Origin of the sequence: Kitasatospora sp. NPDC097643, from assembly GCF_040302625.1 — a bacterium.
Taxonomy (GTDB): domain Bacteria; phylum Actinomycetota; class Actinomycetes; order Streptomycetales; family Streptomycetaceae; genus Kitasatospora.
The window spans coordinates 42,735-54,152 of the sequence record NZ_JBEOSA010000066.1 but is presented as its reverse complement, the minus strand read 5'-3'; the positions used below and the strand labels follow the sequence as shown (position 1 = coordinate 54,152).

The window sequence follows — 11,418 nt, the reverse complement described above, 5'->3', positions numbered from 1 at the left end:
AGTGCGCGATCTGGTTCGCCCGCGCATCCAGCTCCGCGTACGAGACCACGCCCGCGGCGTCGACCAGCGCCGGCGCCTGCGGAGTCACCCGAACCCGCGCCTCGAACAGCCCCGGCAACGTCACCTCGCCGGCGACGCCCGCCGAACCACCCCACTCAACCAGCTCCCGCCGCTCCTCCTCCCCAAGAAGCGCCAACTCGCTGACCCGCAAACCGGGTTCGAGCACAGCAGCGTCCAGCAACCGACCCAGACGGCCCGCGAAAGCCTCGACGGTCGCGGCATCGTAGAGATCCGTCGCGTACTCGACGAACCCACGGATCCCCGCCGGCCGACCCCCCTCATCGAAGGCCTCCGACAGGCTCACCGTCACATCGAACTTCGAGGTCCCCGTCGCCAACGACTCCGCCCGCACCCGGAGCCCCGGCAGCTCGAACCGCCCCTCCTCCGCGTTCTGCAACACCAACGCCACCTGGAACAACGGATGCCGCCCACCCGACCGCACCGGGTTCAGCCGCTCCACCACCAACTCGAACGGCACGTCCTGGTGCGCCCACGCCTCCAGACACACCTCCCGCACCCGCTCCAGCAACTCCCCGAACGACGGATCCCCCGACACATCCGTCCGCAACACCAACGTGTTCACGAACAGCCCCACCAGCTCATCGAGGCCCTCGTCGGCGCGCCCTGCCACCGGCGATCCCACCGCCACATCGGAGCCCGCGCCCAACCGCGACAGCAACGCCGCCAACCCCGCCTGCAACACCATGAAGAGTGTGGCGTCCTCCGACCGCGCCAGCTCACGCAGCCCCGCATGCCCCGCCGCACCCACCTCGAAGGGCACCACCGCACCTGCGAACGACCCGACCGCCGGGCGCGCCCGGTCCCCCGGCACCGTCACCTCATCCGGCAGTCCAGCCAACTGGTCGGCCCAGTAGTGAAACTGACGGAGCATTTCACTTCCGGGGTCCGCCACATCCCCCAACACCTCGCCCTGCCACACCGTGTAATCCGCGTACTGCACCGGCAGCGCCGACCACCCCGGCGCCCCACCGCCCAGCCGCGCCTCGTACGCCGCCACCAGATCCCGCGCCAACGGACCCGCCGACCACCCGTCCCCCGCAATGTGGTGCAGCACGAGCAGCAGAACGGCGGCGGCCGGATCGTCCTCGACGCGGAACAGCCAGGCCTTGGCGGGGATTTCGGTGGCGAGGTCGAAGGGGTGGCGGGCGGTGGCCAGGAGCTCACGGTCGAGCTGGTCGGCCGCCACGGTCATGGTGTGGAGGCTCAGGCGGGCCAGCTCCGGGGTCAGCACGCGCTGGTGGGGCCGGCCGGCCGTCTCGGGGAAGACGGTGCGCAGCGGCTCGTGCCGGGCCACCACGTCGTTGATCGCGACCTCCAGCGCACCGGCGTCCAACTCACCGGTGAGCCGCAGGGCGAGCGGCATGTTGTAGGTGGCGGACGGCCCTTCCAGCTTGTGCAGGAACCACAACCGCTGCTGGGCGAAGGACAGCGGCAGCAACTCCGGCCGGGCCCGCGACACCAGCGCCGGGCGCACCTCACCCGCCTCCAACCGCCGCGCCACCCCCGCCACCGTCGGCGCCTCGAACAGAACCCGCAACGGCAGTTCCACACCCAGCACCCGCCGCACCCGACTCACCAACCGGGTCGCCAACAGCGAATGCCCACCCAACTCGAAGAAGTCGTCGTCCACCCCCACCTCGGGGATTCCGAGGATCCCGGCGAACAACGAACACAGCACCTCCTCGGCCTGGGTCCGCGCCGCACGGGAGGGGGTGTCAGTGCCGTACTCCGGCGCCGGCAGCGCCGCCCGGTCCAGCTTCCCGTTCGCGTTCAGCGGCAGCTCGTCCAGCACCACCACGGCCGACGGCACCAGATACCCCGGCAGCACCGCCCCCAACCGAGCCCGCAACCCCGCCGACGACACCAACTCCCCCACCACACCCACCACATACGCCACCAACCGCGTCTCACCCCCGTGCACACACGGCACCACCACCGCCTGCGCCACCCCCGACAACCCCCGCAACACCCCCTCCACCTCACCCGGCTCCACCCGGAACCCACGAATCTTCACCTGATCATCAGCACGACCCAGATACTCCAACTCCCCACCCGCACCCCACCGCACCACATCCCCCGTCCGATACATCCGCTCACCCACACCACCGAACGGACACGCCACGAACCGCTCCGCCGTCAACCCCCCACGACCCACATACCCCCGCGCCACACCCGGCCCCGCCACATACAACTCACCCACCACACCCGGCGCCACCACACCCAACGCCTCATCCAGCACGAACACCCGTGCACCCGCCACGGGTGTCCCGATCACAGCCTGGCCCGCCGTGTCCTCCGCACAGGTCTCGGCCAGCGGCTCGGTCAGCGTCGTGGCGACCGAACACTCCGTGGTGCCGTAGCCGTTGACCAGCTCGACGACGGCGGACCAGCGGCGGATCAGCTCGGTCGGGCAGCTCTCACCGCCGATGTGCACCCGGCGCAGCTCGGGCAGCGCGGACTCGGTGCCGGCCGGAAGGGTGGCGAGCACCGGGACCGGCATGGTGACGTGGGTGATCCGCTCCGTGCCGAGGACGGCGGCGAGCTCCTCCCCGATCAGGTGGCCGTGCTCGGGGATCACCAGGGTGGCTCCGCCGGCGAAGGTGGTGAGCAGCTCCCAGATCGCCACGTCGAAGGTGGCCGGGGCCAGTTGGAGCACCCGGGAGCCGGCGTCGGTGGCCTGGTGCCGGGCCGCGGTGGCGACCAGTGCGGCGATGCCGGTGTGCGGCACACCGACCGGCTTCGGTTCGCCGGTGGAGCCGGAGGTGTAGATGACGTAGGCGAGGTGCTGCGGGAGCAGCGGCCGGATCCGGTCGGCGTCGCCGGGCGCGGTGGCGGGGACGGCGGCGAGCGCGGTGCACGTCTGAGCGCTGTCGAGCGCCAGGACCTCGACGTCACCGGCCGGGAGGTGCCGGGCGAGCCGGGCCGCGTCACCGTGCAGCAGGACGGCCTTGGGGCCCGCGTCCTCGATCAGGTGGACCAGGCGTTCGGTGGGCTGTTCCGGGTCGAGCGGAAGGTATCCGGCGCCGGCCTTCATGACGCCGAGCAGGGCGGCGAGGTGTTCGGTGCCCCGAGGCAGCGCGACGGCGACCAGGTCGTCGGGGCCGACGCCGCGGCTGATCAGCCAGCGGGCGAAGCGGTTGGCGTGCGCGTCGAGTTCGGCGTAGGTCCAGGAGGTGCCGGCCGCGGTGACGGCGAGGGCATGCGGGGTGGCGGCCGTCTGCCGTTCGAAGACCTCCGGAAGGGTCGTCGGGGTGATCGCCGGGCCGGCGTCCGCGTCCTCGCTCCGGGACCGCCCGCTCGGGTTCGGCTCGTCGATGTTCCGCATGATGAACTCCTTCGCCCCTGGTGTTCCGAGTGGATCGCGATGCCGTGGAGGTGTGGCGGACGCCGGCCCGGCGTCGGGGGTCAGCCGCGGCTGACGGCGACCGGGAAGGACCTGAGTCCGGCGATGCTGGGGTTCCGGTAGTACTGGAGCGGCCCGTCGGTCCGTTCCAGCACCGGGTAGCGCCGCAGCAGCGCGGCGAGCGCGATCCGGATCTCCGTGCGGGCCAGCGGTGCGCCCAGGCAGTAGTGGACGCCCTGGCCGAAGCCGACGTGCTGGTTGTGCCTGCGGTGGATGTCGAAGCGCTCGGGTGCCTCGAACTGCCGCTCGTCGTGGTTGGCGGAGATCGCCGAGAGCGAGACGAACTGCCCGGCGGGGATGGGGACTCCGCCGAGTTCGGTGTCGCGGGTGGTCAGCCGGAGGCTGTTGACGACGGCGGGCCGGTAGCGGACGGACTCCTCGACGGCGGCCGGGATCAGGTCGGCGTCCTGCCGGACCGCGCGGAGGGCGTCGGGGTCGCCGAGCAGCTCGAAGGCGAGGCTGCCGAGCGAGCAGGCGGTGGTGACGTGTCCGCCGATGAGCAGCAGCTTGCCGAGGTTGACGACCGCCTCGTCGGTGAGGCGTTCGCCCTCCACCTCGGCCGTGGCGAGCCGGCTGAAGAGGTCGTCCTTGGGGTCGGCGCGGCGCAGCCGGAGGTGTTCGCGCAGGTAGGCCATGAGTTCCGCGCCGGCTTGGTCGATCGCCGTGACCAGTTCCTCGCCGGCCAGTTCACCGGCCTCGAAGGAGAGCAGCCGGTCCGCCCAGCCGCGCAGCAACTCGCGGTCCTCGAAGGGCAGTCCGATCAGTTCGGCGATGACCATCACGGGCAGCGGGTCGGCGAGGTCCCGGGCCAGGTCGATCTCCGGGCGGCCGTCGACGGCGTCCAGCAGGCGTTCGACGGTGGCTTCGATCTCGGGGACGAGCCCGGAGACCGTGCGGTTGGTGAACGCCTTGCTGATGAGCGCCCGCAGCAGCCGGTGCCGCGGGGGGTCCATCTCGGTGAGCCGGCCCTCGCCCCAGGTGTCGCCCTTGCCCCACTCACCGGGGTAGGCCCGCCACAGCTCCGAGGAGTAGGTGCCGTGGTCGGAGCTGGCGGCGACGACGTCGGCGTACCGGTAGACCATCCAGGCCCCGGTGGCCGGGTCCTGGTGCACGGGATTTTCGTCCCGCATGGTGCGCAGCCAGGCCCGGAGCGCTTTCCCGTCATCCAGGGAGTACGGCGGTTGGGGGGTTGCCGGGGAATTCCCGGCAGTCGTTTCGGTACGTTCCTGTTCCGACTCCACGAAAGCCTCCTGTGCGCGCACGGCGAATTGACCCAGGGCGTGTGGGATTCCTCCGAGACTCGATCACGCGCCCGGCGATGTCAAGCTCAACCAGCTTGAACACCAGGGGGTTTGAACGCCGGCGGGCCCGTTCGCGCGGACGGCTCGGGGACATTCTCGAATCCGGGTGCCACTGCTAACGTCGCAGCATGACTCTTCCCGAGAATCGTCCGTTCCGTTTCGGAGTGAATCTCGTCGCACCGGCCCCTCGACGTGAATGGGCGGAAAAGGCCCGCAAGGTCGAGGATCTGGGTTTCGATGTGCTGGGGGTGCCCGACCACCTGGGCGCGCCGGCCCCGTTCCCGGCCCTGGTGGCCGCGGCGGAGGCCACCGAACGGGTCCGGCTCTCCACTTTCGTCCTCAACGCCGCGTTCCACAATCCGGTGCTGCTGGCCAGGGAGGTCGTCAACACCGACCTGCTGACCGACGGCCGGCTGGAGGTCGGCCTGGCGGCCGGGTCCATCCGGCAGGGCACCGGCTCGGCCGATGTGCCGTTCCCGTCCGCGCCCGAGCGGGTCGGTCAACTGGAGCGCACGGTCCGGGAGTTGCGCGCCCTGATGAGCAATCCCGAGCACTCCCCCCAGCCGGTGCGGCCGGGCGGCCCGCCGCTGCTGGTGGCCGGGAACGGCGACCGGGTGCTGCGGCTGGCCGCCGAGCAGGCCGACGTGATCGGCTTCACCGGCATCTTCACCGACCGCGGGGAGTTCCCGCACCTGGCGAGCCCGGAGGAGCTGGGCGGGCGGGTGGACCTGGTCCGCAAGCACCTGGGCGACCGGGTCGCGGAGGTGGAGTTCAATCTGCTGGTGCAGCAGGTCATCGTCACCGACGACCCGAAGGGGACCGCCGAGCAGTGGTCCCGGCACCCGCTGGCGCACTTCACCCCGGAGCAGGTGCTGGCGGCGCCGGCCTGGCTGATCGGGTCGGAGCGGCAGATCGCCGATCTGCTCGTGGAGTACCGGGAGCGGTTCGGCCTCAGCTACATCGTGGTGCTGGAGCCGTGGTTGGACGCGTTCGCGCCGATCATCGAGCTGCTCAGGTAGTCACCGGGGCGCTCAGCCGCCGATCGGAACGGGCGGGCGGTGTTCACCGCCCGCCCGTTCCGGTGTCATCGTCGCCGCCGGCGAGTTCGAGCGCGTCGGCGGCCCGGACGACCTTCTCCAGCGCCTCGTCGCGCAACTCCAGCCCGTGCCGGTAGTAGTCGGCCTGACGCTCGGGGTGGGCGTGCAGCGTGCCGCGCACCGAGAGCAGGCCGAGCGGCTGGACCGGTTCGAGGTACGGGAACGGACCACCGACCGTGCCGTTGAGCAGGTCGGTGGTCCGCCAGCCGAAGAAGTAGAAGGCGTCGGTGTACACGGACGCCCAGTCCCAGGCCTTCAGGTACCGCCGGTGTTCGGCCGCGGCGGTCTGCCCGGGCCCCGCCGGCGGCCAGGACGAGGCGTCGAGCACGCTGAGGATGCTGTCCATCAGCAGGTCCAGCTGCCCGAACCGGGTGTGCACCTCGGCGATCACGCCGAGCGGCACCCGGTGGGTGGCGTCGTACCGGTGCAGCAGTGCCGCATAGCGCTTCCACGCGTCGACCACGGGCTCATACATCGTCCGATTATGACAGCCCGTCAGGTGCGTAGCGGGCGGCCGGGTCGATGTGCCGCAACTCCGGCGAGAAGTAGGCCTTGAACCGCGGCCGGTCCCGACCGGGGCGCCAGGCGATGTAGTTGTGGAGGCCGCGGCCCGCGGCCAGCGGGCGCCCCGCCACGTCGCGCAGCGCCTGCTCGTACGGTTCGAGCGGCCGCCCGCCGGCTGCCAGCGCCCGGTGCATTCGCCGCCGTACGGCCTCGTCGTGCGGGGCGTAGGTCCACATCGGCAGGTAGACGGTGGCCGCGCCGACCGCGGCGGGCCGCTCACCGGTGAAGGAGAGGCAGGTGACGGGTGGCTGGGCCGTGAGGTCGGCGGCCGCGGCCGCGGCCATCAGCTCACAGAACTCGCGCACCGGGGTGGCCGCGAAACCCGGGTAGGGCGCCATGAGTTCGGCCAGCCGGTCGGCGTTGCTGGCGTGGTGCCGGAAGTACAGCTTGACCCGGGCCGCGCGGTCCGCCGACAGGTCGAGCGAGAACAGCACCGGGGGGTCGAGCCGCTCACCGCGCGGCATGTGGGCGACCACCGCGGGCCAGGCCTCGCCCAGCCCGACGGCGGCCAGCCCCTGCCGGCACAGCTCGGCGGCCTGCTCGGGCCCGCCGACGCCCGGATAGAACCAGACCTTGAACTGGACCGGCCCGCTGCTCCGCACCTCGGCGCCGAACATCGCGACGTGCGCCGTGGCCGGCTTCTCCGGCAGGAACAGGTCGGCGACCTGTGTCCAGCGCCGCTGGTCCGTCCCGAACCGGCGGACCAGCCGGGCCATGGTGGCGCGGGCCGCGTCGACCCGGTCCGCCGGGGAGTCCCCGGGTGCCAGCGCCTCGACCGCGAACTGCACTGCGGCGTCGTCCTCGAGGCCGACCGCGAACTCCACCGGCGACCCGTCCGACGACACGTCGGACTCGGGCAGTTCCGCTGCCGTGGCGGTGCCCCAGGACTCGGTCATGGCCCGGAACGCCTTGAGGCACTCACCGGTCCGGTCACCGAGTCCGAGGCCGGTCGCCAGCCGGGCCAGGCGGGCCTCGCTCACCGCCCGGGCCGGCGTCAGGTCGGTGTTCGCTCCGTTGATCCCGCTCGCCGTCTCCATCGCTGCCGGTTCTCCCGCCGTCAGCCGAGCGTCAGCGGCAGCCGGGCGAGCCCGCGCAGCGTCCCGTTCGGCCGGACCACCGGCTCGCCCGCCAGGCGGAGCCGGGGGTGGCGCAGCAGGGCGCCTAGCGTGGCGTGCGCCTCGATCCGGGCGACGTTGAGGCCGAGGCAGGAGTGCGCACCGCGCCCGAAGGCCAGGTGGGCCCCCGGCTTGCGGTCCAGTCGCAGGGTGTCCGGGTCGGGGAACTGCTCCGGGTCGCGGTTGCCCGCGCCGATCAGCGCGGTCACCACCTGGCCGGCCCGGAGCTGCTGTCCGCCGATCTCGGTGTCGGCGGTGACGGCCCGGGCCAGCGCCTGGACCGGCCCGACGAACCGGATCAGCTCCTCGACGGCGGTGTCCGGGCCCACCTCGCCGCGGACCAGCGACTCCCAGGCGTCGGGCGCGGCGAGGAGCGCGGCCACGGCATTGCCGAGGAACCGGCTGGGCACCTCGAACCCGGCGTGGAAGAAGGCGCGCACCGAGTTGACCAGGACGTCGTCGACCGCCACGCCGGAGCCGGGCAGCAGCTTCACCACGTCGGCCAGCACGCCCTCCGGGCCCGGGGCGGCGAGCCAGCCGCGGACCAGGTCGTTGAAGTGGGCGCGGGCGCGCAGTCCGGGTTCCTCGGCGTCGGGGTCTAGTTGGGCGTCCATGCTGTGGTCGAGGTCGTCGTTGAAGCGGGCGAACGCCTCGTCGGTGACGGGTGCCTCGACGCCGAGGAACCGGGTGACGGTCCGCAGGGTGAAGACGTCGGCGAAGTCCTGGATGAAGTCGAAGGACTCCCGTTCGGCCAGTTCGTCGAGCAACTTCACGGCGAAGGCGTCCAGTTCGTCCCGCAGGGCGTCGAGGTCCTGGGCCCGGACCGCGTCGAGGGCGAGGTGCCGCAGCGGGGTCTGGTCCGGCGGGTCGAGGGTCTGCAGGCTCAGCAGGGTCGGCGGGGTGGGGATGCCGATCTTGCGGAAGTCGGTGCTGAACACCTCGGCGTCGCGCAGGATCGCCGTGCAGTCGGCGTACCGGGTCATCAGCCAGGAGCCGATGTCGGCGTGCCAGTACACCGGTCGGGTCTCGCGCATCCGCCGGTAGACCGGGTAGGGGTCGGCGAGCACGGCGGGGTCGAGGGGGTTGAACAGGGGGTCGGCCTGCTCACGGTCGGGCGATGCGGTCACGGCGGTCTCCGATGTTCGCGACGGCGCCGGCGCCGATGAGCGGCTGCGCATCCGGTTCGTCCGGGACGCCGCCGGTCGTCGGGGCGGGTCCGAGGACCGGGCAGCGGCGGGCGGCCGGGGTCTTCAGGAAGGCGGGCGACGACTCGAAGTCGTCGTAGTAGCGGTGGAAGACGGGGGTCGTGCCGGCGGACAGCGGCGGCACGATCCAGGACCAGTCGGCGGGTACCGCCCGCCCGGCCTTCTCCTCGCGCTCGAGGTGGCGCAGGAACCGTCGGGACTCGGTGTGGTGGTCGGTGACGGCGATGCCGTCCTGCTGGAAGGACCACAGCACCGCCACGTTCATCTCGACCAGGGCGCGGTCCTTCCAGAGGGTGTGGTCGGCGCCGCGGTCCAGGCCCATCCGGTCGGCGAGTTCGGGCAGCAGGTCGTAGCGCTGCTCGTCGACGAGGTTGCGGGCGCCGATCTCGGTGCCCATGTACCAGCCGTTGAAGGGCGCGGCGCCGTACCGGACGCCGCCGATCTCCAGGGTCAGGTCGGAGATGACGGGCAGCGCGTACCAGCGCAGGCCCAGGTCGGCGAACCAGTCGTAGTCGGGGTGCCGCAGGGGGACCTCGCGCACGGCGTCGGGCGGCAGGTCGAAGAGCCCCGGCGGCCCGGCCGGGGTCTGGATGAGCAGCGGCAGGGGGTCGAAGCGGGTGCCGGGGCCACCCGGCCAGCCGAGGGCGCGCAGCCGGTCGGTGAGGTCGGCGCCGGCCGGGTCACCGGTGATCCGGCCGTCGGGCCCCCGGTAGCCGGCGTAGCGGATCAGCTGTGCGTTGTGGATGCGGGGGCCGCTGCCGTCCGGGCCGTCGGCGGCGAAGACGCTGATCATCGGGCGGATCCGGCCGCCGTTGAAGGCCGTCCGCAGGTGGTCGACGCAGGCGCGGTGGAGCTCCTCGGCGGTCCGCAGGTGGCGCAGGTCCCGGACCACCAGGCTCTGCCAGTACAGCCGGCCGATGCAGCGGCTGCTGTTGCGCCAGGCGACCCGGGCGCCGAAGGCCAGTTCCTCGGCGGTGTGGGTGTAGCTGCCGGTTCGGCGGACCTCGCGGCGGATCTCGGCCATGCGGTCGGCCGGCGAGCGGCCGGTGGCGTTCTCGCGGTGGAAGAGTCTGATGAATTCCTCGGCGCGGGCCAGCACACCGGGAATGTCGACGCCTGCCGGCTCTGCCATTCTGGCACCCCCGAAAGATGCGCCGTAGCCCGGCCGCGATTGAGCCGGGCTACGGCTCTGCTGCTTCTACTGTCGTCAGTGCAGGTAGCGCATGATGATTCACCTCCCTCGCATTCGGCGAAGTCGCCCGGGCGGCGTGCTCATCAATCTAGGTGGGGCCTCGGATGCCGTCAACGAATGTCCGGAACACTCGACGGAATGCCGTTCGGAAAACAATTCCGGAGCATTTCCCGGGGCGGGCTCAGAGGGTGACCGGCAGGGCGGTCAGGTGCCAGCTGCCGGGGTTGGGCAGCCGCGGCACCTGGTCGGCCGGGACGGCCAGCGCCAGGTCGGGGAAGCGGCTCAGCAGCGCGCCGAGCGCCACCTCGGCCTCCACGAAGGCCAGCGAGGCGCCGATGCAGTAGTGCGCGCCGTGGCCGAAGCCGAAGTGGACGGCCGCGCCGGGAGGCCGGCCGACGTCGAGCAGGTCGGGGTCGGCGAAGGCCCGCGGGTCGCGGTTGGCGGAGGCGATCACCGCCACCACGGGCTCCCCGGCGCGCACCTGCGCCCCGCACAGCTCGAAGTCCTCCAGCGCGTAGCGGATGGCGGTCAGCAGCAGCGGCGGCCGCCAGCGCATCAGCTCCTCGACGGCCCGCGGCATCAGGTCCGGGTCCTTGCGCAGCGCGGCGAGCTGCTCGGGGTGCGAGAGCAGGGCCACCACGGAGTTGGCGATGAAGTTCGCGAGGTTGTCCTGGGCCGCGAAGACGGTGTGCCAGACCATCGTGATCAGCTCGGTGTCGCTGATCTGCCCGGCGTCCTCGGCCTGGGCCCGCAGCAGGTCGGAGATCAGGTCGTCGCCGGGCTGCTCGCGGCGCAGCGCGATGACCTCCCGGGCGCCGCCGATGGCGGCGCGCAGCGCCTCGTCGTAGGTCTGCCCGCCGGAGCTCATCCCGGCCACGTACTCCCGCCACCGTGGGCGGTCCGGTGCGGGGATGCCCATCACGTCGCCGACCACGAAGGTCGGCAGCGGCTGGGCGAAGTGCTTCAGCAGGTCGACGGTGCCCTGCTCGGCGTGGCCGGGCAGGGCGTCCAGCAGCTGCTCGGCGTTGTGGCGGATCAGGTCCCGGCGGGCCGCGGCACGGCGCGCGGTGAAGGCCCGCAGGGCGAGCCGGCGCAGCCGGGTGTGTTCCGGGCCGTCCATGTGCGACATGGTCAGCAGGTACGGCCGGATGTCCTCGGGTATGCGCTGGTTCCAGCTGTCCGCGGTCATGCCCAGGCGCGGATCGTTGAGCATGGTCTTGGCGTCGGCGTGGCGGGTCACCGCCCAGATCGACCCGAATCCGGGCGCCTGGAGTTTCACGACGGGATTCAGTTCGCGGGCCCGGCCGTAGGCGGCGATCGGATCCCGCAGCACCTCGGGATCGACCATGCTGATCTCGGGGATGTCGGTCCCGGTGTTCTCGCTGTTGAACAAGGCATTCCCCCAGGAGATTTCGGACGAATTCCGACTGGATGGCCACGATGCTAGTCACCGTGGCAAT

General features: G+C 72.1%; 8 protein-coding genes. 1 reads left to right on the top strand and 7 read right to left on the bottom strand.

The features are described from left to right. Together ABTY15_RS31870 and ABTY15_RS31865 are read right to left on the bottom strand one after the other, a co-directional pair. On the bottom strand, positions 1-3,406 hold a 3,406-nt coding region (locus ABTY15_RS31870; RefSeq protein ID WP_350602984.1), incomplete at its 3' end, for a non-ribosomal peptide synthetase. An 80-nt stretch (positions 3,407-3,486) separates the two neighbouring features. Then, a complete protein-coding gene (locus ABTY15_RS31865) occupies positions 3,487-4,596 on the bottom strand; it encodes a cytochrome P450 (protein ID WP_350602981.1) in 1,110 nt (369 codons plus the stop codon). 317 nt (positions 4,597-4,913) lie between these two features. Here ABTY15_RS31865 and ABTY15_RS31860 point away from each other — a divergent pair, with 317 nt between their 5' ends. Then, a complete protein-coding gene (locus ABTY15_RS31860) occupies positions 4,914-5,804 on the top strand; it encodes a TIGR03621 family F420-dependent LLM class oxidoreductase (RefSeq protein WP_350602976.1) in 891 nt (296 codons plus the stop codon). 43 nt (positions 5,805-5,847) lie between these two features. Here ABTY15_RS31860 and ABTY15_RS31855 read toward each other — a convergent pair whose 3' ends face one another. The 5 genes from ABTY15_RS31855 to ABTY15_RS31835 form a co-directional block, all read right to left on the bottom strand. Further along, positions 5,848-6,357: a hypothetical protein gene (locus ABTY15_RS31855; protein WP_350602972.1), complete on the bottom strand. Its 510-nt coding sequence runs from the start codon at positions 6,355-6,357 to the stop codon at positions 5,848-5,850. 7 nt (positions 6,358-6,364) lie between these two features. After that, positions 6,365-7,483, bottom strand: coding sequence for a tryptophan dimethylallyltransferase family protein (locus ABTY15_RS31850; RefSeq protein WP_350602968.1), 1,119 nt, complete (start codon positions 7,481-7,483; stop codon positions 6,365-6,367). 20 nt (positions 7,484-7,503) lie between these two features. Continuing rightward, on the bottom strand, positions 7,504-8,688 hold the full coding sequence (locus ABTY15_RS31845; RefSeq protein ID WP_350602965.1) for a cytochrome P450: 1,185 nt from the start codon (positions 8,686-8,688) through the stop codon (positions 7,504-7,506). Next, positions 8,666-9,898 carry a nitric oxide synthase oxygenase gene (locus ABTY15_RS31840; protein ID WP_350602960.1) on the bottom strand — a complete coding sequence of 411 codons (1,233 nt, stop codon included), beginning with the start codon at positions 9,896-9,898 and terminating at the stop codon, positions 8,666-8,668. Before ABTY15_RS31840 ends, ABTY15_RS31845 begins: the two co-directional genes overlap by 23 nt. Positions 9,899-10,139: 241 nt before the next feature. Next, entirely contained in the window at positions 10,140-11,351 is a 1,212-nt protein-coding gene (locus ABTY15_RS31835; protein ID WP_350602957.1) for a cytochrome P450 family protein, read from the bottom strand. Between the last annotated feature and the right edge of the window lie 67 nt (positions 11,352-11,418).